The organism is Actinomadura sp. 9N407 (genome assembly GCF_044326315.1).
Classification (GTDB): Bacteria; Actinomycetota; Actinomycetes; order Streptosporangiales; family Streptosporangiaceae; genus Spirillospora.
This window is the reverse complement of sequence record NZ_JBIRAW010000005.1, coordinates 198,846-221,654: the sequence shown is the minus strand read 5'-3', so window position 1 is coordinate 221,654 and position 22,809 is coordinate 198,846. Positions and strand designations below refer to the sequence as shown.

Annotated in this window: 21 protein-coding genes and 3 tRNA genes; 10 read left to right on the top strand and 14 right to left on the bottom strand. The window is 70.5% G+C overall.

Annotated features, from left to right (window positions below; translation table 11 throughout):
- Position 1 precedes the first annotated feature (1 nt).
- From ACH34Q_RS10565 to ACH34Q_RS10520, 10 genes are all read right to left on the bottom strand, one after another.
- Positions 2–1,252: a CehA/McbA family metallohydrolase gene (locus tag ACH34Q_RS10565; RefSeq protein WP_395982639.1), complete on the bottom strand. Its 1,251-nt coding sequence runs from the start codon at positions 1,250–1,252 to the stop codon at positions 2–4.
- Complete coding sequence (locus ACH34Q_RS10560) at positions 1,249–2,391, bottom strand: ABC transporter ATP-binding protein (RefSeq protein ID WP_395982638.1); 1,143 nt, start codon at positions 2,389–2,391, stop codon at positions 1,249–1,251. Before ACH34Q_RS10560 ends, ACH34Q_RS10565 begins: the two co-directional genes overlap by 4 nt.
- A complete protein-coding gene (locus ACH34Q_RS10555) occupies positions 2,391–3,215 on the bottom strand; it encodes a carbohydrate ABC transporter permease (RefSeq protein WP_395982637.1) in 825 nt (274 codons plus the stop codon). The genes ACH34Q_RS10560 and ACH34Q_RS10555 overlap by 1 nt, the downstream gene beginning before the upstream one ends.
- The gene (locus ACH34Q_RS10550) at positions 3,212–4,132 is read right to left on the bottom strand and encodes a carbohydrate ABC transporter permease (RefSeq protein WP_395982636.1); all 921 of its coding nucleotides are present in this window, start codon (positions 4,130–4,132) and stop codon (positions 3,212–3,214) included. Before ACH34Q_RS10550 ends, ACH34Q_RS10555 begins: the two co-directional genes overlap by 4 nt.
- Positions 4,133–4,157: 25 nt before the next feature.
- Positions 4,158–5,564 carry an extracellular solute-binding protein gene (locus tag ACH34Q_RS10545; RefSeq protein WP_395982635.1) on the bottom strand — a complete coding sequence of 469 codons (1,407 nt, stop codon included), beginning with the start codon at positions 5,562–5,564 and terminating at the stop codon, positions 4,158–4,160.
- Between the two features lie 89 nt (positions 5,565–5,653).
- Complete coding sequence (gene tnpB / locus ACH34Q_RS10540) at positions 5,654–7,033, bottom strand: IS607 family element RNA-guided endonuclease TnpB (RefSeq protein ID WP_395982634.1); 1,380 nt, start codon at positions 7,031–7,033, stop codon at positions 5,654–5,656.
- Positions 7,030–7,251: a hypothetical protein gene (locus ACH34Q_RS10535; RefSeq protein WP_395982633.1), complete on the bottom strand. Its 222-nt coding sequence runs from the start codon at positions 7,249–7,251 to the stop codon at positions 7,030–7,032. Before ACH34Q_RS10535 ends, tnpB begins: the two co-directional genes overlap by 4 nt.
- 217 nt (positions 7,252–7,468) lie before the next feature.
- Positions 7,469–8,308: an aminotransferase class IV gene (locus ACH34Q_RS10530; protein WP_395982632.1), complete on the bottom strand. Its 840-nt coding sequence runs from the start codon at positions 8,306–8,308 to the stop codon at positions 7,469–7,471.
- Entirely contained in the window at positions 8,256–9,290 is a 1,035-nt protein-coding gene (locus ACH34Q_RS10525) for a chorismate-binding protein (RefSeq protein WP_395982631.1), read from the bottom strand. The genes ACH34Q_RS10530 and ACH34Q_RS10525 overlap by 53 nt, the downstream gene beginning before the upstream one ends.
- The gene (locus ACH34Q_RS10520) at positions 9,275–9,955 is read right to left on the bottom strand and encodes an ArsR/SmtB family transcription factor (protein ID WP_395982630.1); all 681 of its coding nucleotides are present in this window, start codon (positions 9,953–9,955) and stop codon (positions 9,275–9,277) included. Before ACH34Q_RS10520 ends, ACH34Q_RS10525 begins: the two co-directional genes overlap by 16 nt.
- Positions 9,956–10,085: 130 nt before the next feature.
- Between ACH34Q_RS10520 and ACH34Q_RS10515 the strand changes: the two genes are divergently transcribed.
- The 4 genes from ACH34Q_RS10515 (at position 10,086) to ACH34Q_RS10500 (ending at position 10,953) form a co-directional block, all read left to right on the top strand.
- Positions 10,086–10,157: transfer RNA gene (locus tag ACH34Q_RS10515), tRNA-Gly, on the top strand.
- A gap of 26 nt (positions 10,158–10,183) precedes the next feature.
- A tRNA-Cys gene (locus ACH34Q_RS10510) sits at positions 10,184–10,254 on the top strand.
- A 30-nt stretch (positions 10,255–10,284) separates the two neighbouring features.
- Positions 10,285–10,356: transfer RNA gene (locus tag ACH34Q_RS10505), tRNA-Val, on the top strand.
- 90 nt (positions 10,357–10,446) lie between these two features.
- Positions 10,447–10,953 (top strand): hypothetical protein, encoded by a 507-nt coding sequence (locus ACH34Q_RS10500; protein WP_395982629.1) that lies wholly within the window; start codon positions 10,447–10,449, stop codon positions 10,951–10,953.
- Positions 10,954–11,676: 723 nt separating this feature from the next.
- Here the strand turns inward: ACH34Q_RS10500 and ACH34Q_RS10495 are convergent.
- On the bottom strand, positions 11,677–12,480 hold the full coding sequence (locus ACH34Q_RS10495; protein WP_395982628.1) for an aminotransferase class IV family protein: 804 nt from the start codon (positions 12,478–12,480) through the stop codon (positions 11,677–11,679).
- 189 nt (positions 12,481–12,669) lie between these two features.
- A complete protein-coding gene (locus ACH34Q_RS10490; RefSeq protein WP_395982627.1) occupies positions 12,670–13,164 on the bottom strand; it encodes a hypothetical protein in 495 nt (164 codons plus the stop codon).
- Between the two features lie 207 nt (positions 13,165–13,371).
- Between ACH34Q_RS10490 and ACH34Q_RS10485 the strand changes: the two genes are divergently transcribed.
- Positions 13,372–14,265, top strand: coding sequence for a LysR family transcriptional regulator (locus ACH34Q_RS10485; protein ID WP_395982626.1), 894 nt, complete (start codon positions 13,372–13,374; stop codon positions 14,263–14,265).
- A gap of 228 nt (positions 14,266–14,493) precedes the next feature.
- Here the strand turns inward: ACH34Q_RS10485 and ACH34Q_RS10480 are convergent, their stop codons facing one another.
- Positions 14,494–15,207, bottom strand: a complete 714-nt coding sequence (locus ACH34Q_RS10480) for a hypothetical protein (protein ID WP_395982625.1) — start codon at positions 15,205–15,207, stop codon at positions 14,494–14,496.
- 129 nt (positions 15,208–15,336) lie between these two features.
- Between ACH34Q_RS10480 and ACH34Q_RS10475 the strand changes: the two genes are divergently transcribed.
- Positions 15,337–15,525: a DUF418 domain-containing protein gene (locus ACH34Q_RS10475; protein ID WP_395982624.1), complete on the top strand. Its 189-nt coding sequence runs from the start codon at positions 15,337–15,339 to the stop codon at positions 15,523–15,525.
- A gap of 12 nt (positions 15,526–15,537) precedes the next feature.
- Here ACH34Q_RS10475 and ACH34Q_RS10470 read toward each other — a convergent pair whose 3' ends face one another.
- A complete protein-coding gene (locus ACH34Q_RS10470; RefSeq protein WP_395982623.1) occupies positions 15,538–16,395 on the bottom strand; it encodes a sigma-70 family RNA polymerase sigma factor in 858 nt (285 codons plus the stop codon).
- Positions 16,396–16,503: 108 nt separating this feature from the next.
- On the opposite strand from ACH34Q_RS10470, the gene ACH34Q_RS10465 reads away from it, so the two are divergent.
- The 4 genes from ACH34Q_RS10465 to ACH34Q_RS10450 all read left to right on the top strand — a co-directional run bounded on the left by ACH34Q_RS10465 (position 16,504) and on the right by ACH34Q_RS10450 (position 22,740).
- Positions 16,504–16,905: a DoxX family protein gene (locus ACH34Q_RS10465; RefSeq protein WP_395982622.1), complete on the top strand. Its 402-nt coding sequence runs from the start codon at positions 16,504–16,506 to the stop codon at positions 16,903–16,905.
- A 285-nt stretch (positions 16,906–17,190) separates the two neighbouring features.
- Positions 17,191–18,366, top strand: a complete 1,176-nt coding sequence (locus tag ACH34Q_RS10460; protein WP_395982621.1) for an ROK family protein — start codon at positions 17,191–17,193, stop codon at positions 18,364–18,366.
- A 133-nt stretch (positions 18,367–18,499) separates the two neighbouring features.
- On the top strand, positions 18,500–19,618 hold the full coding sequence (locus ACH34Q_RS10455; protein WP_395982620.1) for a sugar phosphate isomerase/epimerase family protein: 1,119 nt from the start codon (positions 18,500–18,502) through the stop codon (positions 19,616–19,618).
- Between the two features lie 50 nt (positions 19,619–19,668).
- Positions 19,669–22,740 carry a PQQ-dependent sugar dehydrogenase gene (locus tag ACH34Q_RS10450; protein ID WP_395982619.1) on the top strand — a complete coding sequence of 1,024 codons (3,072 nt, stop codon included), beginning with the start codon at positions 19,669–19,671 and terminating at the stop codon, positions 22,738–22,740.
- Positions 22,741–22,809 lie beyond the last annotated feature (69 nt).

Genomic DNA, 22,809 nt, shown 5'->3' with positions numbered 1-22,809 from the left:
GTCACCCGCACAGCGCCATCACCTCGTTCTCATGGGATTCCAGGTGGTGCATTCCTGGGTCGGCCAAGGAGATCCGGACCCGTTCGCCGCGCACGGTCTCGCGGCGCCCGTCCGGCCGTACGAGCACGGTCCCCTCGGCTCCGATCGCGAACAGGTCGTCCTCCACGCGCAGCAGCAGCGGCCCCGGCGCGCCGCCTCCCGGGGGCAGCGCCGCGACCGCCGTACGGCCCGCCGCGAGGCCGCCCAGCACGTCATCGTCCTCCGCCAGGACCCACGTGACCGGCTCGCCGAGCCGCTGCACCTGGGCCGGGTCGTGGAAGTCGCTGCCGCCGACCGGGACGGTGCCGGGCCCCCAGAGCCGTGCCCAGGCCAGCGGCGCTCCCCACCGCCGATCCCACCACGACGGGTGCCAGATCTCCGCGAGCCGCGGCCGTGCGGGCGCGTCGGCGCCCTCTGACGCGCCGGGCGAAGGCCACCGCCAGGCGCAGTCGCCGGCCAGCGGGTGGTTGATCGACATGAGCTGGCCGCGCGCGGCGGCGCCGGCGGCCCATTCGGCGGCGGTACGGCGGAAGTCCACCCAGGCGGGCCGGCCCTCGCCGCCGAAGACGTTGGCGTGGCCGAGGTCGGTGGTGACCTCCTGGCCGGGCAGCAGCATGATCCCGGCGTGCGCGGCCGCCGCGGGCAGTTCGGCGTGGTGGCTCACGGTGTTGTGATCGGTGACGGCCAGGAACTCCAGCCCGCGCGCGGCCGCCAGGCAGGCCAGCTCGGTCACGGTGAGGGTCCCGTCGCTGTGCAGCGTGTGGGCGTGCAGGTCACCGGCCAGCCAGCGCATTCCGGCGGGCGCGGGCAGGTCGCGGCGGGGCGCCGGCCTGTCCGGTACGGGTGGCGGCGCCGCGGGCGGGTGAGGCGCCGGGACGGCCGTGGACGGTGTCGCGACGACCTCGTACGGGACGCCCTCCGGCGGAACGCGGTGCAGGCCGAGCCAGACATGCCACAGGCCCGGCTCGAGTTCGCCGGGCAGGTAACCGGGGGTCGCGTGCTCCGCCGTGATCGTGTACCTCCGGCGGGCGCCCCCGGACCAGCCCCGGAAGCCGTGGGGGCCGTGGCAGCCCAGATCAAGGACGCCGCCTTCGTGGGACAGCTCGACGGTCAGCGCCGCGCATCCGGGCGGCACCTCGACGGGCAGCTCGCGCAGTGGCGCCGACACCCGGTCCTCCAGCGTCCACCGTCCTCGGTGTACGACGGCGTTCATCCTGGTCGTTCCCCCATCAAGCCCCCATCACGCGCATTCGTCATCTCCCCGCCGCGACCGTTCAGCAGTTCACCGTCCCGGTAGAGCAGGGCCCGGTCGCTACGGGGGCGGGCCCGTCCGTGGTCGCCCGGCCCCGGCTCGCGTCCCTCCCCGACGACGACGTGGACGAGCGTTCCCGCGACATCCAGCGTCACGAGCGAACTGCTACCCAGGTTCTCTACTACGGCCACCCGGCCCGCGAACGTTCCTTTGCTCATGTCGGTGGTGTTCTCTAGGGAGAAGTCCAGATACTCGGGACGAATCCCGTACACGACCTCCTCGCCATCCGACGCCGTCCCGCGCGCACCGTCCGGAAGCGGGAGGACGGTTTCGCCGGCGATGACGACGCCTTCACCCCGCACATGTCCGGGGAGCAGGTTCATGGGGGTCGAGCCGATGAACGAGGCGACGAACAGGCTCGCGGGACGCCGGAACACCTCGGACGGTGTCCCCACCTGGCGGATGCGTCCCGACTCCATGACCGCCATACGGTCGGCCATGGCGAGGGCTTCCGCCTGGTCGTGCGTGACGAAAACGGTGGTGACGCCCAGTTCCTTCTGGAGCCGCTTGAGGAACGTACGGGCTTCCAGTCGCAACCGGGCGTCGAGGTTGGACAGCGGCTCGTCCAGCAGGAAGACCTGGGGCCGCGCCGCCATCGCCCGTGCCAGCGCCACCCGTTGTTGTTGCCCGCCCGACAGTTCGTTTGGACGGCGTTCCAGCAATCCGTCCAGGCCCAGGGCGGAGGCCACATCGGCGGCGGCCGCGTGCCGTTCGGCCTTGCCCTTCTTCTTGATGCGCAGCGGGTAGGCGATGTTGTCCGTGACCGTCATGTGGGGGAACAGCGCGTAGTCCTGGAACACCATGCCGACATCGCGCCGCCCAGGGGGAAGTCGCGTCACGTCCGCGTCCCCTATCTGGACGGACCCGGATGTGGCGACCTCCAGGCCGGCGATCGTCCGCAGCAGCGTCGTCTTGCCGCAGCCCGAGGGTCCGAGCAGCGCGAAGAACTCCCCATCGGCGATCTCCAGGTCCAGCGCGTCCAGGGCCCTGACCCCGCCGGGGTAGTCCTTGGTGAGCCCGCGCAGCGTGATGCCCGCCATCAGCGCTTGATCCCTCCGTGGAAGCGGAAGCCGTACCGGCGGCTCACGAACAGGTACATCGCCACCACCGGCAGCGCGTAGAGCAGCGAGAACGTCGAGATCAGGGCCAGGTTCGGCTGGCCGCCCTCGGTGTAGAAGGTGTACATGATCACCGACGCGGGCGCCTTGCCCGGATCGCGCAGCAGCAGGAACGGCATCAGGAAGTCGCCCCACACCTGCGCCACCGTCCAGACCGTGACGGTCGCCAGTCCCGGGCGGATCACCGGCGCCACCACGTGCCGCAGCACCTGCGTCGGCGAGGCCCCGAACACCCGGGCGGCCTCCTCGTACGAGGGCGGCGTGGCGTCGGTGAAGTCCTTCAGGATGAAGATCGCGGTGGGCAGCAGGCCGCCGGTCAGCACCAGGATCACCCCCAGCCGGGAGTCGATCAGGTTGAGGTTGAAGGCGAGCAGGAAGATCGGCACCATCGCGGCCGTGCCGGTGATGATCGACGACAGCAGGAGCAGCGCGTACAGCAGCGCGTCCCGTCCCGGCACCCGGACGCGGCTCAGCGCGTAGGCCGCCAGTGCCGCGCTCGACACCACCAGCGCGGCCGTCCCGGCGGCGAGCAGGACCGAGTTGCGCAGCGAGGCCAGCGCGTACGGGTTGTCCAGCAGCACCCGGAAGTTGTCCAGCGTGAACCGCGGCAGCGACGCGGCGATCTCCGGCTCGGCGTCGAACGGCGCGAACGCCAGCCACAGCAGCGGCAGCGAGAAGAAGCCGAGCAGCACCGACACGAACGTCGCCAGCCCGATCCGCCGCAGCGCCTCCCGTACCGCGCTCATGGCCGGCCCGCCTGCACCGCCCGGCCGTCCGCCACCCGGCCGTCGGCGGCCCTGCGGCGCAGCGCGCGCAGGTAGACCAGGGCGATCGCCAGGTTGATCAGGATCATCAGCAGCGAGACCGCGGCACCGAACCCGAGCCGGCCGTCGTCCAGCGCCGTCCGGTAGACGTACACCGACATGATCTCCGACCGGCCGTCCGGCCCGCCCGCCGTGATCAGGAACGGCGTGAAGTCGTTGAACGTCCACAGGCTGACCAGCAGCAGGCTGGTCAGCACATGGCCGCGGATCCTCGGGAACACCGCGTCCCGCAGCGTCTGCCAGGTGGAGGCCCCGGCCAGCCGCGCGGTCTCCAGATGCGACGGCGGTACGTTCCCGAGCGCGGCGCCGTACAGCATCATCGAGAACGCCGTCCCGCGCCAGACGTTGAACACGATGACGCACGCCATCGGATGGTCCAGCAGCCAGGCCGTGCCGGGCGTGCCGAGCAGCGCGTTCAGCGTGCCCGCGTCCCGGTCCAGCAGCGCGATCCACAGGAACGCGATCACCGAGCCTGGCAGGATCCAGGCCAGCAGCACCAGCGCCTCGACCAGCCGCCGGACCGGGCCCGTACGGTCGCGCATCACCCACGCGATCGTGAACCCCAGCACGGTCTGCCCGATGATCGCCGAGCCCAGCACGAACTGCAGTGTCAGCCACAGCGAGCGATGGAACTCCGGGTCGCTCAGCGCGGCGGTGTAGTTCTCGGCTCCGACGAACCGCGGATCGCTCGCCGCGATGCCGGTCAGCCGGTAGTCGGTCGTCCCGAGGTAGAGCGTCCAGAGCGCCGGGAAGACCAGGAAGACCGCGACCAGCACCAGTGCCGGGGCCACGAACGCCACCGCGCGGCCCCGTCCGAGCCCCGCGGCGTCGCTCGCCACGGCGCGGCCGGTGGCGGCCTTCCCGCTAACCGGTGGTGACGTTGGCGGCGCCACCGACGATGCCCTCCAGCCTCTTGCCGTACTCCGCGGCGACCTCGTCCACGCTCCGTCCCGCCACCACGGCCGCGGTGGCCTGTTGCAGCGCCGTCGACACCTGCGGGTAGACCGCCAGGCCGGGCCGGTACGAGGTGATCGGCAGGACCTTCTCGGAGACGAACGACAGGAACGGGTCGCCGGCCAGGATCTCCCGGTTGACGTCGGTACGGGCGGTGATCTCCGGTGTGCCGGCCGTCCTGGCCTTGTGCATCTGCGCCGAGTTCATGAAGGCCAGCAGGTCGAACGCCTGCTGCGGGTACTTGGTGCTGGGGTTGAGGACGCTCACCGAGCCGCCCGACATGCTGACGTACGACTGGCCGCGCACGCCCTTGCCCGGTGAGACGGCGGGGATCAGCGCGTATCCGACGTCCCGGTCGCGGTCCTTCATCTTGGCCACGCCCGTCTCCGGGTTGATGACGTCCCGCCAGAAGTAGTCGCCTTCCGCCAGGATGCCGATCTCGCCCTTGGCGAACTCGCTGAACGACTTGTCGCGTCCCTTCGCCTCCTGCTGCAGCTTCGGATCGCCCAGGCCCTCGCGCCCGTAGATCGCCTCGTACAGGCCCAGGACCTGCTTGACCGCGGCGCCGCCGCCGGCCCACTTGCCGCCCGAGTAGATCTCCGTACCGGTCCCTGCCAGCAGCGGCAGCACGCCCTGCATGCTGGTCGCCTCGCCCATCGCGGTGCCCGCGTTCAGCTGGATCGGTGTCACCCCGGGGACCTTCTTCAGCGCGCGCCCGGCCGCGAGGATCTCCTCCCAGCTCTTGGGCTGCCAGGTCGCGGGCAGCCCCGCCCGGGCGAACAGCCGCTTGTTGTAGAACAGCACCCGCCCGTCGGTCGCGGGCGGGATCCCGTACCGCTTGCCCTCGAACGTGGCCAGCTGCTGGACGGAACGCGGGATCTGCGCCCAGCCGTCCCAGGTGTCGGCGCGCGCGCCCACCACCCGGCTCAGCGGGCTCAGGTAGCCGGCCTGGGCGAACTCCCCGACCCAGATCCCGTCGACGTCGATGATGTCGGCACCCGAGCGGGACTTCAGGTCGAGGGCCAGCTTGGTCTTGTACGGCTCGTCGTCGACGCCCTGGCCCTGGAACACCACCTTGGCCTGGACGCCCTTGGCCTTCTGGGCCGCCACGAAGCCGGGGATCACCGTCCTGGTGATCCACTCGGCCTCGCCCGCGTTCTTGCCGCCCTCGATCGCGTTGCGGGTGATCGTCAAGGTGTAGCTCTTGGCGTCCGCGCCGCGGTCCGGGTCGGCGGGGGCGCCACCGCCGCCGCAGCCGCCCGCCAGGACCAGGCAGAGCGCCGCCGGGACCCCGATCCGCTTCCGGGAGAAGTCCACGATGACCTCCTAGCGTCACCGCTAACGTGACCCAAGAAGCCGATCAGGTAAAGACCGTTACCTGAAATGTGCTCGTGTGTGAGCACATTTCAGGTAGCCGTGGCCTTGCGGCCCGGCGTTCCCCGTTTCAGGGGTTCCCGTTTCACGGCCGACCGCCCACCCGGGGTGGGGCTTACACCGGCTCCGCCGGAACGGCTGGTGCCGTCCCACCCGGTCTTCCGGGGGGCGTTTTGCGTCTCCCCGCAACTCTGGGCGACGTTGGCCACAAGCGCGGCCAGGTTGCGTGCGGCATTGTGGTCCCGGTCCAGGGCCAGCCCGCACACGGTGCAGACGTAGGTGCGCTCGGACAGGGCGAGCTTGGCTTTCACCGCGCCGCAACCCGAGCAGGTCTTGGAGGAGGGGAACCACCGGTCGGCCACCACAAGCCGCCCGCCACCCCATTCGGTCTTGTACTCGAGCTGCCACCGCACCTGGCCCATGCCGACGTCGGCAACCGAGCGGGCCATCCGCCGGTTGGCCAGCATCCCCGACACGTTAAGGTCCTCGACCACGATCGTGCCGTAGGTGGCGGCCAGACGACTGGTGAGTTTGTGCAGGCCGTCACGCCGCTGGCCGGCGACCCGCGCGTGCGCTTCGGCCAGTGCGGCCTTGGTCTGGTGCCAGCGGGCCGATGGCGGGCGTGTGCCGCCGTCGAGGGCGCGGGGGCCGTGGCGGCGGGCGAGTTCTTTGTTGAGCTTGCGGAGCTTGCGCAGCGCTGCGGCATGATGCCGGGGGTTGGGGATCACCTGCCCGGTGGACAGCACCGCCAGCTCCTTCACCCCCAGGTCAACCCCGACGACGGCGTCGGGGTGGGCAGGGGTACGGTCAGCCCGGTCGATCTGGCAGGTGAAAGACACCAACCATCGCCCACCCTGGTATCGGACGGTCGCCGCCAGGATCCGGCCGGTGCCGCGCTCCAGGTGGCGGGCGAGTTTGCGGGTGGACTCGGCGGTGCGGATCGTGCCCAGCCGGGGCAGCGTCACATGATGCCGACCGGCCTCTACACCGATGGCACCCGTAGTGAACCGGCACGACAACGCAGCACGGTGCTTGGACTTGAACCGGGGGAACCCGACCGGCTTACCCGTCCGCTCCCCCTTACGGGAGGCGCTCCAATTCCTCAGCGCCCGCGCCAGGCCGTCCAGGCCACTGCTGTAGGCCTCCTTGGAGTTCTCCGCCCACCACGGCGCGACCTGGCCCTTGGCCGCGTTCCACGCCCGCCGCAGAGCGTACAAATTCCACGGCACCTCGGTCAGCGACTCGGCAGAGATCCCGTAGCTCTTCTCCGTCTCTCGCTGATCGAGCGCGGCCTTGACCGACGCCAATCCCCAGTTGAACGCGAACCGCGCCGCACCACAATGTGAGGCCAGCGCGACGGCCTGACCCGGAGTGGGATCCAGCGCGTACCGGTACGCCTGAACGACCTTCACAGGCCGCCCCCGCCGGGCTCGGCCACGCCCTTGGTGGCGGTGACCGCGCGCAGGGCGCGGTTGCGTGCCCCACGCCGCCCGTACCGGCAGACGCTGACCTCGGTCACCGACATGATGGCGGGCAGCCCGGCTGCGGTCGTGAACTCGGTGCGGCGGGTGAGCTGCCGGTCCAGGACAACGCGTTGATCACAGCAAGCCACGCACGTATAACGAGGCACCGCCGCCCCTCCCAGGCGGCCGGGTGGCCACGATGATCGTGCCAGACGGCAAACGGCGAGCACCGACGGGCATCCCGCCCTCCTGGAACCACGGGTAGGTGCTCTGCGGTCGAACACCTGCGACCGCGCCCCGCTCCACAAGCCTCACGCACTTATTGAAACATATGTTCGATCATATCCGCCTACATTCCGTGAACCTTCGACTCCTGACGGAACGTCACGGATCCAGCTGCTCGGCGGCACGCGCCGCGAAGACCTCCATGGCCTTGGCGGTGACCGGCCCCGGCGCGGCGGGCAGCACGGTGCCGTCCACCGCGCGGATCGGCTGGACGTCGCGGGTCGTCGAGGTCAGGAACGCCTCGTCGGCCCGGTAGAGGTCCTCCAGCGGGAGGTCCTCCTCCTCGGCGCCGAACCACTCCAGCACCAGCGCCCGCGTCACGCCCGCCAGGCAGCCGGCCGACAGCGGCGGCGTGACCAGCCGCCCGCCGCGAACGACGAAGATGTTGGTGCCGGTGCCCTCGCACAGGTCGCCGGCCAGGTTGCCGAAGATCGCCTCGCCGCTGCCGCGCTCCTTGGCGTAGGCCAGCGACAGCGCGTTCTCGGCGTACGACGTCGTCTTGAGCCCGCTCAGCGCGCTCCGCTCGTTGCGCGGCCACGGCACCACGGTCACGTCGGCCGTCGCCGGGAACGGCTTCTGCTCGGCCGCGATGATGCTCGCCGTCGGCCCCGCGCTCCCGCGGTCCGAGCCCAGCGGACCAGGGCCGCTGGTGTAGGTGATCCGGATCCGGGCCAGCGGCCACTTGGGCGCGGCCGCCAGCACCTCCAGCGTCCCGTGCGCCAGCGCGTCCTGGTCGGGCTCGGGCAGCCCCAGCCCGGCCGCCGAACGGGCCAGCCTGCGCAGATGCCGGGTGAGCGCGAACGGCTCCCCGTTGGTGGCCTTGACCGTCTCGAAGATCCCGTCCCCGACGAGCATCCCGTGGTCGAAGACCGACACCGTCGCCCGCTCAGGATCGAGCAGTTCGCCGTTCAGCCAGATCGTGCCCTGTGCCGCCGTCACCGGAAGCCACCTCCAATAGCCGAGCCGCCTTGAGCTCGGTCTCGCGCCATTCGCGGGCGGGCTCGGACCCCCAGGTGATCCCCGCCCCGGTACCGAACCGCAGCAGGCCTTCCTCCGCCCAGAACGTCCGGATCCCGACCGCCAGGGCGGCGCGCCGGGAGTCCGCGTCCACCCAGCCGATGGCCCCACAGTACGGGCCCCGGGGTACCGGTTCGAGCGCATCCAGCAAGGTCAGCGCGCTGGATTTCGGGGCACCCGTCACCGAACCCGGAGGAAACGTCGCATCGATCAGCTCCGGCCATCCGATCCCCCCGCCGAGCCGCGCCCGTACGGTCGAAACGAGATGCACCAGACCGGGATGCGGCTCGAGCGCGCACAACTCCGGCACGCTCACCGACCCCACCTCGGCCACCCGGCCCAGGTCGTTCCGCACGAGATCGACGATCATCACGTTCTCGGACCGGTCCTTGGGCAGCAGGTCCCGTTCGGTACGGCCCGTCCCCTTGATCGGCCGGGACTCCACGACCTCGCCGTCCCGGGACAGGAAGAGCTCCGGCGAAGCGCTGGCGATCTCCACCCCGGGCAGCTTGAGCGTCATCGCGTACGGCGCCGGATTCCCCCGGACGAGCCGCGCCCCCAGACCACCGATCTCCGCCCTGCCGTCGAGCGTCGCCGACAAGATCCGGCACAGATTCGCCTGGTAGACGTCCCCGTCCGCGATGGCGGCGCGGATCCGTTCCACGCCCCGCATGTAGGCGCCCTCGTCCAGCGAACTGGACCACTCCCCCGGCGGCACCCACCGTCCACCCGGATGGGGGCCGCGCTCGACACGGTCGAACCGCGCGCACGTCACCTTCCCCTCATAGGTGACGACGACCGCCCACCATCCCCGCGAGTCCAGCGCCCCGAGATCGCTGGTCACGTCCCTCAGCCCGGTCGCGAGGACGCCACCCGCATAGGCGAACATCACGGCAGCACGCACCCGAACGAATCCGCCAGCCCCTGAAGGCCCGCCTCGGTCACCAGAAGCTCCCGGCTGTCCCCCCGTACGACCCAGCCCAGCTCGATGAACCGCACCAGCAGCGCCGCCCCGAGCGCCCCGTTCAGATGCGGGCGCCGTTCCGTCCAGTCCAGGCACTCCCCCGCGAACCGCCGCCGTGCCTTCCGCAACGTCCCGACGTCGATGCCCACCCCGAGAAGGCGCTCTTCCCCCTTCTCGGTCACCTCGCAGTCCTGATCAAGCAGCCCGCCCCCGGCCAGCGCCGCGAACAGGGCCACGCCCGCCTCGCCGGCCAGATGGTCGTAGCAGCTCCGCGCCCGGTGCAGCCTCCTCGCCTGCCGCGACTGCCGCAGGCTGCGTACCTCCACCGGCGCGCTGATCCGGCTCAGCGCCTCGATGACCTCCGCGACACCGGTCCCCGCCAGCCGGTAGTACCGGTGCCGTCCCTGCTTGACCACCGTCACGAGCCCGCCGTCCAGCAGCCGGCCCAGGTGCGCGCTGGCCGTCGGCGCGCTCACCCCCGCCGTACGCGCCAGCTCCCCCGCCGCAAGCGGCCGCCCGTCCAGCAGCGCCGTCAGCATCGCGGCCCGCCCCCGGTCCGCCATGAGGGCCGCCACGGGCGCGATATCCGCCTGAAACCCGGTCATACCCCCGACTCTAAGCGGCCCATCCTTCGGCCCGGATCGAACCGTCCCGGAAACCCAGTTTGGGGAAGCGGCCCGAACGCGCTAATGTTTTCCCCGTCGCCGCAAGGGGCAAGGCCCCCGAGCGGAACACGCGGAAGTGGCTCAGTGGTAGAGCATCACCTTGCCAAGGTGAGGGTCGCGGGTTCGAATCCCGTCTTCCGCTCTGAGGTGAGGCAACCGTCTCGCTCTGGTGGAGTGGCCGAGAGGCGAGGCAACGGCCTGCAAAGCCGTGTACACGGGTTCAAATCCCGTCTCCACCTCAACGAACGTGCCCCCCGGGGCTCGATCGCGGGCGATTAGCTCAGTGGGAGAGCGCTACCTTGACACGGTAGAAGTCACTGGTTCAATCCCAGTATCGCCCACCCGCGTCGGCGCAGTTCAAAGGCCCTGTCTCACTCCGGTGAGCCGGGGCCTTCGGCGTCGGGTGGAGAAAAACCGGAGATCATCCGCGGGTGAGCGCTACCGTCCGCCGCTCACCCGTCCCCCGGCCCGTCACCCTGTGCAACGACCGCCGCAAGGTCGACGCCTACGCCCGCTTGGCCCACCTCACCGCGATCACCACTCCGGTTCTGTTCGTACTGCCCGGCCCGCGCCGCGAGTACGGGCTCCACCATGCACTGGGGGCGCCGCAGGTTCCGGTCCAGACCCTGCTGCCCGTGCCACAGCCCGACCTGGCCGCGGCAACCGAGCTCGCCCGTCAGTTCATCACCGCATACGGCAGCTACCGATACGACCAGCCCGCCGAGGCATACCTCGCCCGCCTCCGCCCCATCACCAGTGATGAGCTGTACCAGCGACTCGCGCGAAGCGCCCACAACTCCGCCGTCCTGGCCACGCGTCAACGCGAACAGACGATCGTGGTGGCCAACGCCCGCGTCATCCGCATCCACGACCTTCAGGCCAACGCGATCATTCTTCTGGTCAGCGGCCACCAGCAGACCCTGCACGCCAACCAGTAGGCGCAAGACACCCAGTCCTTCACCGTCACCCTCCGCCGAGTACGCAACGGCAAAGCGAGCAATACGCCCCACGGCCCTTGGGAGGTGCTCTCCCTCTCCCCCGCCGACATCGGTCAGGACGGGGACCACGAATCATGAGCTTCCACATCGGCACCATGCTGCCCATCAGCGGCACAGCCTCAGCCATCATCGCCCTGCCCCTCATGGCCCTGTCCACGGCACCTGCCGCCGGAAGCCGCGCGACTCCATACGCATGAAGATCAGGTCGCCGGGGCGGGCCTGGTGGGCAGGAATCCGAAGCCGCGGGAATCGCATCCCCCGTACGACCTACGATCAGTGGCGCTCCGGAAACCCGTGGTGCGGCGATCATGTGTCCTTTGCCGATGACGATGCCGACGTGGCCCGGGCGCCGGAAGCGACGTACCAGTCCAGACCTACACCAGCCGCCGGGACCTCGTCGGCTTCGTCCGCATCACCGCCAGAACACCGCGCCTCACGCCGGTTCCGGGGACTGAGCATGCCCCTGAGGGCGACGGCCCCGGCGAACTGCGCGAGCGGCTGCATGGCCTGCCCTCCTCGAGCCGCACTGATGCGAACAAGAAGAGTGACGAGCGTAACGGAGGTGCCGCTTCGGGGCCGTCGCGCCGTCCGTGTGGCGGGACGAGCAGCAGGGAGATCCTGAACTCCTGTTCGTGGTCGGCGGCGAGTTGCCGTGGTGGCTGGTCAGGGGGAGGTGAGCGGTTCGGCCTGGTAGGCACGGCGCAGCGATTCCAGGAAGGCCGGGGCCTCGGGTACGGGCTGGGAGCCGATCCGGTGCACCGGGATGCCGGGGGACCATGAGTTCATGACCACGGCCCCCGACAGTGCGGGCAGGTCGGCGAGCGTGATCTCCTGCTCGCGCTGCGGGATGCCGAGGCGGTCCAATTGGCGGCCGAGGATGCCCATCGTGGTCCCGGCCAGCATCTCGGCCTCCGGCCACACCACCGAGGTGCCGTCCCAGAAGGCCAGGTTCCAGATCGATGCCTCGCTGAGCCGTCCCCGACGGTCGACGAATGCGGCGTCGTCGAAGCCCTGCCGGGCGGCTTGGCGGAGGAAGTAGGTCTTGGCCACCTCACCGACATGCTTCACAGCGGGAAGGGCACGTTCGTGCTCCACGGCCGCCAGCGCCAGCGGGCCGGTCGGGCCGGACGAGGCAGGCCCGGTACGGATCAGCACATCGAGTTCGACGTCGTCCCCGGCGACGGTGAACTCGCCGGCCGGGGAGGACACCGTCGCCATCAGCGAGAGGTCGGCGGGGCCGGTCTTGAGTGCCGTCCGCAGGAGGGAACGGATTCGATCGTCCGGCAGCGCCTGGCCGAACAATTCCTTCGAAGCGCCGTGCAGGCGCTCCAGGTGGAGGTCGAGGCCCCGGATCCGATTGCCGCGCACTTGCATCGCGGTGAAGTGGGCGTAGCCGGCGAAGGCCAGCGGCGCCAGGTCCTCGGCGGTCGCCGGTCGGCCGTTGCGTTGCACGGTGAAGAAGGTCATGGTCACTCCAGTGATCGAGGCCGCTGCGAGCGGGAAGATCATTCGCAGCCAGGACGGGTTTGAACCAGGCGGTCTCTTGCTAGGTGAGGGCTCGGGGCGGACACGGGCGCAATGCCGCCGTCTGCGCCCATGGACCATCGGCGCAGGCCGTGCCGAGGACGCCCTCCGATGGTGCGAGTGGTGCGGTCGTCACCGCCTGACCGCGGGGATGATGCGGTGATCGCGCTGAGCGGCCAGGTTGTGCAGGTCGGCGACCGCGATCGCGCGCAGGGTGTGCAACTCGGCGGCGGCCTGCTCGGCGGTGAAGACGTTCAGCGGCCATCGGCCGACCGTTCCGCCCTGCAGGTGCGGGTGGTCGAACCCGGCGCCGTAGAAGGCGTGCAGCCTGACGGCGCCGATGCCGGCCAGTCGCTGTTCGGGCCAGGACAGCTCCCATCGCGCTTCCAGTCCCCGCTCGCCGGTACGGCGCGCGCCGGAGGCGGTGACCTGGCCGGTGTCCAGGAGCAGAGGTCCGTTCAGTTCCTCCAGCGCCTGCCGGGCGAACCGGTCAAGGAGCGGTACCGTCTGCAGGAAGAGCACCTCCTTGCCGGGCCGGCCACGCGCCGCCGGGGCGTGGCCGTGGGTGCGGTCGCGCAGGTCGGCGCAGTGCCGCAGCAAGGCCGTGACATGGGCGGGGACGGTCATCGCGGGGCCGAGGCGCCGACGCCCACCACCGGCGCTGAGCCGGTCAGGAGCGTCAGGGTGTGCAACCGGGTGATTCTCATCGTGATCATCCCTTCGTGAACCGTGCCGGGATTTGTATGCGTCCAGAGTTCCGGTTGAGGATGTCCGCAACAAGACCGATGTTGACCATGTCCGGTGAGCCGTACTCACCGATGAAGGGCGGGCGCCGTGGAACGGCATGAGATCGAGACGTTCTTGACGCTGGCCGAGGAACTGCACTTCCGGCGCACCGCCGAACGACTCGGGCTGGCCCAGGGCCGCGTCAGCCAGATCATCAAGAAACTGGAACGCCGGATCGGCGCCCCTCTCTTCGACCGCACCAGCCGCCACGTCGCGCTCACCCCGATCGGACAGCAGCTCCGGGACGGCCTGCTCCCCGCCCACCGCCAGATCCAGGGCGCGGTCGACCAGGCACGCACCGCCGCGCGCGGCTTCGCCGGCCCGATCCGGGTGGGGTTCTCCGCCCCCTGGTCTGGCGAGGCCGTCATCGCAGCCGCCGACCTCTTCCAAGGTCGCCATCCCGACGCCGAGGTGCACATCACAGAAGTGCAGCTCAACGACCCCCTGGGCCCGATGCGCGCCGACGCTATCGATCTGCAACTCACCGAGTTCCCCATCCGCGAGCCCGACATCGCCGTCGGACCCGTGGTGTTCGCCGAACCGCGCGGGCTCATGGTCCCCGTACGGCACCCGCTCGCCGCAAGCCCATCGGTGTCGGTGGAAGACCTCGCTCAGACCACACTGATCGCCATGGCGGGCACGGACGTACCGGAGTACTGGCTGGACGCCATTTACCCCCGCCGCACCCCGTCCGGGCTCCCCATCCCGCATGGCCCCGGCGCCACCTACTGGCAGGAAGTGGTCTCGCTGGTCGGCTCGGGAAAAGGCGTCTCGCCCGCATCCCTTCGAGCCGCGCAGTACTACTCGCATCCAGGTGTCGTGATGATCCCCTTTCACGGCGCGCCGCCGATCGACTATGGACTGCTGTGGCCGGTCAGCCGCGAGACCGCCCGAGTCCGCGCGTTCGCCGAACTCATCTCCCAAGTCGCCGTAACGGCCTGACCCCTGACCGCCCGTCGACCACGCCGATCGCCACCACGGCATAGACGCCGATCAGCGTGGCGATGATGGCCGCGTAGGTCAGCATGAGGCCGACCGGGCGTTCGACGTCGAAGAGCCGGTGGCGCCACATCAAGCATTCAGGCTCGGAAGGATTCTTCATGTGGGCGCATCACGCGGCTGTGCTCGCTTCGTCTTGCCGCGCGGGAGGAGCGCCGCGGTCCTGCTTGGTCAGCGATACTTCGGGCATGTCCACGCTGTACGTGGAGAGGTGCACCGGCATGATGAGCGCCTCGAAGTGCTCCCCGATCCGTACCTTGAGCACCTTCGCTCGGCCCGAAGGGACATCTCCATCGGGGTGGCCTTGCCTTCGGCACAGGTGACCCGGGTGAAAGTGGCGAGCAGTCTGGGGTTGAAGGCGATCGAGTCGATGTGCCCGGGTACGTGGCCGGCGAGCATGCTTCGGTAATTGACGAACTCGCCACCATCCACCTCGGTGAATTCGACTCTGACCGGCGCCGCGCCCTCTGCGACTTCCACGGTCAGCGTCCTGGTGACCTGCTCGTATCCGTCGGTCACTTCGCCGGTCTGCTGGTTCTCCCAGCTCGATCGGGTGCATTTTTGTGTCACGCTCAGTACCGCCGGAAGCAACTGGCGGTGCGGGCCACGCCTGGGAAGTAGCTTGACCAGGTTCCGGGCGTCCGCCAAGGCCAGGCTGAAACCACCCTCACATGGTGCGGGATGGTCAGGATCGTCGTCCTCTTCCAACGGCATCAGTACCGGCGTTTCGACCGACAGTACGTACCGGTCGGTGGCGGCGATGGCCAGATTTCCGCCTGGTGACACCTCCAGCCGGACCGCGTTGAGGGCCGGGAGGGTCGCATCAGTGGCCGCGAACGGGATCGCGTTCCTCAGCACTCGGGCAAGATCTTCGGCCGAGATCACGCACCGCATACCGCGGCTGACCGTCGTCGTATCAGTCCGTACCGTCGGAACGCCGGCCGAGACGGTGGTGGTCTGCTCAGTACTATGGCTGATGACGTCGTTCTCGTTAGCGTCGGCGGGCCTCCCATCTTGATCGCACTGTTCGCGGGGTACGAGGGCGGCCTCGGCGACGACGTCGGAACCGCCGCGATGGCCGCCGTGGCCGTACTGACCTGGCTGGCCACGGTCGCCGCCGCCGACCTCGCAGCCCGGACCGGCCGCCGGGGCCCCGCGGAGGTGCTCCTGCGCCGCCTCGCCTCCCGCCATGAGAGGCGGTGACCTGGTCGCGGGTCAGCCGGTGAGGAGGACCAGGTCCAGGCGGCTCAGGTGGTCGGGGTCGGCGCGGAGGACGATCCCGGTGATCAAGCCGTCGGCGAAGGTGAAGCCGAACACGATGCGCGGCCTGCCGCCGGGGGCCCATACGGCTCCGGCGGCACCGTCGATGAGCGCCGGTCGCGCGCCCTGGGCGCGGCCGGAGAAGGTCTCGGCCACCGCCTTCGCGCCGCGTACCTCGGCGGACGCTCCGGTCCGGACGGCGGCCCGGTCGGCGCGCAGCACGATGTCGGGGGCCAGGACCGTCAGCAGCGCCTCGAAGTCGCCCTCGCGTGAGGCGGTGAGGAACGCGGCGACGAGTTCCTTCTGCCGGGCGACGTCGGGGACGGTGTCCGCACCCTGGACGCGGCGCCGCGCGCGGCTGGCGAGCTGCCGTGCGGCGGCGGGGCTGCGCTCGACGATGGGGGCGATCTCGTCGAACGGCACGGCGAACATGTCGTGCAGGACGAACGCGAGCCGCTCGGCCGGCGTCAGCATGTCGAGGACCACCAGGAGCGCCAGGCCGACCGAATCGGCCGTGAGCGCCTGGTGTTCGGGGCCCGCCTCCTCGTCGGGACCGGGGGTGTGGACCTCCAGCGGCTCCTCGCGCCGCGTCCTGCGCGACTGGAGCATGTTCAGGCACACCCGCGCGACGATCGTCGTGAACCAGCCGCCCAGGTTCCGCACCCCCTCGGTGCCGGAGCGGCTCAGCCGGAACCAGGCCTCCTGTACGGCGTCGTCGGCCTCGCTGGCGGAGCCCAGGATCCGGTACGCCACCGCGTGCAGATGGTTCCGGTACTCCTCGAAGCGCTCGGCCAGAAATTCGTTCTCGTCCACCGGTCACATTCCTTCGTCGCGGCCTGTCATGAGCACTGACCGGCGAAACACCGCCGATGTGACCGGCGGACGCGTCATTCCCGGACGACTTCCTGGAGGAAAAGGATCATGCCCGACCGCGTGTGGCCGCGACGGCTGCTCACCGCCTTCTACTGGATCGTGGCCTTCACGTTCATCATGGGCTGCATCACCAAGTTCTGGCCCGGCCCGACCTTCTTCGGCCCCGCGTACTCCGTGAAGTTCGCCGAGTGGGGATACCCGTCCTGGTTCCGGTTCATCGTCGGCTCCATCGAGGGCGTCTGCGCCGTGCTGCTGGTGCTCCCCCGCAAGCGCTTCAAGTTCATCGGCGCGGCCGCGCTGATGCTGCTGCTGACAGCGGCGACCACGACGCACATCGTCGCCGCCAGCGAGCTGCAGGAACGCATCGCCGCCCCCACCAATCTGGGGATCATGGTGTTCTTCGTCCTGCTGAACTGGCCGGCCGACTGGGGGGAACTCCTGCGGCCCTGATGCCGTGCCGGTCGGACCATACGGCGGTCTCGCCGCCTGGCGGATTCGGACAGGGTGGCACTCCCCGGTCCCCGTGTCTCGGCGCGACGACGGAGGGGGAACCGGCCGAATCCACCAGGCGGCGGAGCCAGAGGACGAGCAAGGGCCGGCGGGAGCGGCTTCCTCCCAACGATGCACTCGTTACGGACAGGTGATCCCTTATGTCCGGCCTATTCTGGGAAGATAAGCACCACTTATGATTCCCGTCAACGGAAGTCCGTGGACGGTCGGAACAAAGTGGGGCGCATGCCAGGTGAAACCGGTCATCACAGCGTCGGCGTCGGCTCGCTGCTGACGATCCTCCGGGACGGGCAGGCCCGCACGCGCGGCGAGCTCGTCCAGCTCACCGGGCTGGCGCGGTCCACGGTGTCGCAGCGGCTGGACGCGCTGATGCACCACCGCTGGGTCGTGGCCACCGAGGACGCGATCTCCTCCGGGGGCCGGCCGGCGGCGGCGTTCGCGTTCAACGAGAGCGTGCGGGTCGTGCTCTCGGCCGACCTCGGGGCCACCCATGCCCGCCTGGCCGTCATCGATCTCGGCATGACCGTGCTCGTGGAACGGGCCGTGGAGCTGCCCATCGACCAGGGGCCCGAGGCCACGCTCGGCTGGCTGGTGACCGCGTTCCAGGACCTGCTGGAGCAGGCCGGCCGCGACCTGGCGCAGGTGTGCGGGGCCGGCGTCGGCCTGCCGGGACCGGTCGAGCACACCACCGGGCAGCCGGTGAACCCGCCCATCATGCCCGGCTGGGACGGCTTCCCCGTACCGGCGTGGCTCGGGGAGCGGATCGGGGCGCCCGTCCTGGTCGACAACGACGTGAACATCATGGCGCTCGGCGAGCACTGGGCCGCGCGGCCCGAGGTCGACCACATGATCTTCATCAAGATCGGTACCGGGATCGGCTGCGGCATCATCTCCGATCGCCGGCTGCACCGGGGCGCGCGGGGCGCCGCCGGCGACGTCGGCCACATCCGGCTGGCCTCGTCGGACGTGCTGTGCCGGTGCGGCAACGTCGGCTGCGTGGAGGCGGTCGCCGGCGGCGCGGCGATGGCGGCGACGCTGCGCGCCGAGGGCGTCGACGCGCGCGGAAGCCGCGACGTGGTGGCGCTGATGCGCGCGGGCGACACCAGGGCCGCGCAGCTCATCAGGCAGGCCGGACGCGAGATCGGCGGCGTGATGGCCTCGATCGTGAACTTCTTCAACCCGTCGGCCATCGTGCTCGGCGGCGACATCGCCGAGGCCGGCGAGCATGTGCTGGCGGGCGTGCGGGAGGTCATCTACAGCCGCTCGCTCCCGCTGGCCACCCAGCATCTGAGCATCCGCGCCAGCGAGCTCGGCGACCGGGCCGGCGTCATCGGCGCCGCGGTCATGGTCGTCGAGCACGTGCTCGCGCCGGACACCATCGACCGCACCGTGGCCGGTTGAGGACCATTGACCCCGCGACACCCCCGGATGACAATGTGGACGTTCCAAGCCTGACGGCGGTGGCACGCCGGACGGGGCGGAGACGTTGGTTGCGACGCGGTCGGCGCACGCGTTCCTCATGAAGGGAACGTGCGTGGACGACTTCGAGATCCAGGCCCAGGACGACGTGCTCGGCCGCAGGCTCGGCCTGAGCCGCCGCCGGCTTCTGGCCGCGACCACCGGCATCGCCAGTGCGGCGGCGATCCCCGCCCTGCCCGGCCGGGCCGCGGCCGACGGGCCGCTGATCCGCCCCAGCAAGCGCGGCATCATCCTCTACACCGTCCGCGACGCGATCTCGCGCGATCCGCTCGGCACCGGCCTCCCGTCGGGCTTCCGCCGGGTCTTCGAGGCGCTCGCCGACATCGGCTTCGAACGGGTCGAGTTCGCCGGCTACCGGCAGCACGCCAACGCCGAGGGCGGGGCCGACCTCGGGACCGTCGAGGGCGCCAGGCTGCTGCGCCGGTGGCTGGACGACAACGGGCTGCGGGCCGAGGGCAACCACGGTTTCATCCCGGGCTCCTGGCCGCTGACGCCGAGCGACCTCGACCGGTTCGAGCAGGCGCTGGAGATCGCGAACATCCTCGGCCTGGACCACATGGGCACCGGCGCCGACCCCACGTCCAGCCCGTACAAGGCCGACTGGGACGTGGCCGCCGACAAGTGGCACCAGCTCGGCAGGATCGCCAAGCGGGCGGGCGGGACGAGGCTCTACACCCACAACCACGACGCGGCCTACGACTTCCTCCTGGACTGCGGCCCGCCGGACGCGCAGGGCAGGCCGACCCGCTCGTCGGGGATCCGCAGGCTGGAGTACTTCCTCAGGATCACCGACCCGCGCTACGTGTACCTGGAGATGGACATCTTCTGGGCGCACGTGGCCCAGCACAAGTTCAGGACCTACACCGCGCCCGACGGCTCCGTCCGGACCGACATCTTCGACCCCATCGCCGTGGTCAGGCCGCAGGAGCGGCGCTTCCCGCTGTTCCACGCCAAGGACGGCCGGGCCAACCCGGCCTCGCCCAACGGCTACGACATGGTGCCGTTCGGGACCGGTGACATCGACTACTCCGCCTTCTTCCGGAAGTTGAAGAGCGGCCATCACTACCCGATGTACGAGCAGGACAACGCGCCGGGCGGCGCCGCGGACCCGGGCCAGTCACTCAAGTTCGCGGAACTGAGCTACGACAACATGGCCGCGCTGCGCCGTAAGTAGCACCCGCAGCGGCTCGGGGGCACCGATACCTCATCCAGAGGAGCAGCACCATGAAGCGTGTTTCGGCTGCGCTCGGCGCCCTCACGGCCGCCGCCGCGCTCGTCCTGACGGCGCTCGGCGCGCCGGCCCAGGCCCATCCCGGGCATGATCCGGCCACCGAGTGGTCGAGCTACGAGAAGATCACCCTGACCAAGAACGTCGGCGAGCCGATCGACCTGGCGGTGCTGCCCGACCGGCGCGTCCTGCACACCGCCCGCAACGGCGACATCCGGATGACCGACCCGTCCACCGGCATCACCCGCGTCATCAACACCATCCCGGTCTACGCCAACTCCGAGGACGGCCTCCAGACGATCGCCGTCGACCCGGACTTCGAGCAGAACAAATGGGTCTACGTCTACTACGCGCCCAAGACGATGACGGCGCCGTACCCGGAGACGACACCGACCGGCTCGGCGCCCAACTCGCTGCCCCCGGGCGAGGACGAGTCGTACTGGGACCGATGGAAGGGCTACAACCAGCTCTCCCGCTTCAAGTGGACGGGCGGCGCGCTCGACCTGTCCACCGAGCAGGTCATCATCAAGGTCGAGGTCCAGCGCGGGCAGTGCTGCCACGTCGCGGGCGACCTCGACTGGGACGAGGCGGGCAACCTCTACCTCGCCACCGGCGACAACACGCCCGCCGGCACGCCGGGCGCCGCCGGCTACGCGCCCAACAACGACGCGCCCGGCATGAACCCCGGTTTCGACGCCCGGCGCGGCGCGGGCAACAGCAACGACCTGCGCGGGAAGATCCTGCGGGTCAAGGTGGCGGACGACGGCTCGTACAGCGTCCCCGCGGGCAACCTGTTCGCACCCGGCACGGCCGGGACCCGGCCGGAGATCTTCGTGACCGGGGTACGCAACCCGTTCCGGATCGACGTGGACCCCGGGACCGGCACCCTGTCGTGGGCTGACTACGGGCCCGACGCCGGAACCGGCGACCCGCAGCGCGGGCCGCTCGGCTACGTCGAATGGAACATCACGCCGATCGGCCAGCCGATGAACAGCGGCTGGCCGTACTGCACCGGCGACAACTTCAACTACAACGACTGGAACTTCGCGACCTCGCAGCCGCGTGAATGGTTCGACTGCGCGGCCGGCCCCAGGAACACCTCGCGGTGGAACGACGGCATCGAGCAGCTGCCCCCGGCCGTACCCGCGGACCTCTACTACGGGGACAACGCCACCCACCAGCCCGCCGAGTGGGCCGGGCTCGTCGACTTCGAGCCGCAGGGGGGCCAGGGGCCGATGGGCGGTCCCATCTACAACTACGACCCGGACAACCCTTCGACCAGCAAGTTCCCCGCGTACTGGGACAAGAAGGCGTTCTTCGCCGAGTTCTCCCAGGACTACCTGGCGGCGTTCAGCGTGACGCATCCCGACGGGCCGGTCACCGGCATCGAGCACTTCCTGCCCAACAGCGCGCTGCGGACCGCCGCCCTTCCGATCACCGACAGCCCGATGGACATCGAGTTCGGTCCCGACGGGTCGCTGTACGTCCTGGACTACGGCGACGGCTTCTTCCGGGCCAACCCGGACGCCGGCCTCTACCGGATCGACTACTCCCCCGACAACAAGACACCGCAGGCCAGGATCAAGGTGGACCGGACGTCGAGCAGCGAGGCACCGCTCACGGTGGCGTTCGACGCCTCCACGTCCACCGACGCCGAGACCGGGCCGCTCACCTACGAATGGGACTTCGACGGCGACGGTACGTTCGACGCGACCGGGGCGACGGCGTCCCACACCTACACCGACCTGGGGCAGTACATCGCACGGCTGCGCGTCACCGACTCCGGTGGCCGGGCCGGCCTGACCTCGACCGAGATCACCGTGGGCAACACCGCGCCCGACGTGACCATCCGGAAGCCCGCCGACGGCGGCTTCTTCGACTGGGGCGAACCGCTCCCGTTCACGATCGGGGTGACCGACGCCGAGGACGGCGACAGCCCCGTGTGCAGCCGGGTCCAGTGGACGTTCGGCCTCGGCCATGACGCCCACGCCCATCCGGAGACCACGGGTACGGGCTGCAGCGGCGCGTGGCCGACCCCGGCGAGCGCGCCCGAGCACGGCGAGACGGAGAACATCTTCGGCGTCGTCGTCGTGAGCTACCGGGACAACGGGGCCAACGGCGTTCCCAGCGCGCTCGGCGAGGACACCCTCATCGTCAACCCGAAGCTGCTGCAGGCCGAGCACGGCGACGCGAGCAGCGGGGTGACCAGGACCGCCGACGACACCGCGTCCGGCAAGTTCAAGATCACCTCGTTCGACGCCGGCGACTGGATCGCCTACGACCCGGTCAACTTCACCGGCATCGACGCGGTGGACACCACGGTCGCGGGCGCCGGTACGCTGTCGCTGCGCTGGAACTCGCCGACCGCCAGGCCGTTCGCCACCGTCCGGGTGCCGGGCGGTTCCGGCTGGCGGACCGTCACCACCGGGCTCCGCAGGGCGCCCGAGGGAACCGGCCGCCTGTACGTCACGTCCACCGGCGGGCTGGACGTCGACTCGTTCGGCTTCCAGGGCGACGGCGTGGCCGACGCGACGCCGCCGACCGCCAGGCTGACGCTTGATCCGGCCGAGCCCAACGGCTCGCGCGGCTGGTACAAGACCAACGTCACCGTCCGGGTCGACGCCAGCGACGACGGCGCGGTGTCGGCCCGCCAGTACTCGCTGGACGGCGGCGCCACCTGGGTGAACGTCCCCACGGCGGGACTGGTGCTCGGCGCGGAGGGCGAGACGCGGATCCGCTACCGGGCCGTCGACAGCGCGGGCAACCTGTCCGAGGTCGGCAGGGCCAAGTTCAAGATCGACAAGACCGCTCCGGTGCTGTCGGTGAGCGGAGTGGAGGCCAGGCGGTACGGCATCGGCGAGACCATCAGGCCCGTGTTCACCGCGACGGACGCGACCTCGGGCATCACCACCCTCAAGGGAAGGATCGACGGAGACGGGATCGCGTCGGGCAGGCCGATCCCGCTGTCGCGGCTGGGCGCCGGCGAGCACGAGCTCGTCGTGACCACCACCGACCGGGCCGGGCACAGCGTGACCCGGAGCGTGAAGTTCACGGTCGTCGCTTCCTGATCCCTGAAGGCCGTGTCCCCGGCGAGCCCCACCTCCCGCTCGCCGGGGACACCCGTCTCCACCGAACCG

Bases quoted from the DNA above. Each gene is read 5' to 3' on its own strand.
- ACH34Q_RS10565 (WP_395982639.1), bottom strand. From the start codon at position 1,252: ATGAACGCCGTCGTACACCGAGGACGGTGGACGCTGGAGGACCGGGTG.
- ACH34Q_RS10560 (WP_395982638.1), bottom strand. From the start codon at position 2,391: ATGGCGGGCATCACGCTGCGCGGGCTCACCAAGGACTACCCCGGCGGG.
- ACH34Q_RS10555 (WP_395982637.1), bottom strand. From the start codon at position 3,215: ATGAGCGCGGTACGGGAGGCGCTGCGGCGGATCGGGCTGGCGACGTTC.
- ACH34Q_RS10520 (WP_395982630.1), bottom strand. From the start codon at position 9,955: ATGACCGGGTTTCAGGCGGATATCGCGCCCGTGGCGGCCCTCATGGCG.
- ACH34Q_RS10495 (WP_395982628.1), bottom strand. From the start codon at position 12,480: ATGACCTTCTTCACCGTGCAACGCAACGGCCGACCGGCGACCGCCGAG.
- ACH34Q_RS10490 (WP_395982627.1), bottom strand. From the start codon at position 13,164: ATGACCGTCCCCGCCCATGTCACGGCCTTGCTGCGGCACTGCGCCGAC.
- ACH34Q_RS10465 (WP_395982622.1), top strand. From the start codon at position 16,504: ATGCCCGACCGCGTGTGGCCGCGACGGCTGCTCACCGCCTTCTACTGG.
- ACH34Q_RS10460 (WP_395982621.1), top strand. From the start codon at position 17,191: ATGCCAGGTGAAACCGGTCATCACAGCGTCGGCGTCGGCTCGCTGCTG.
- ACH34Q_RS10450 (WP_395982619.1), top strand. From the start codon at position 19,669: ATGAAGCGTGTTTCGGCTGCGCTCGGCGCCCTCACGGCCGCCGCCGCG.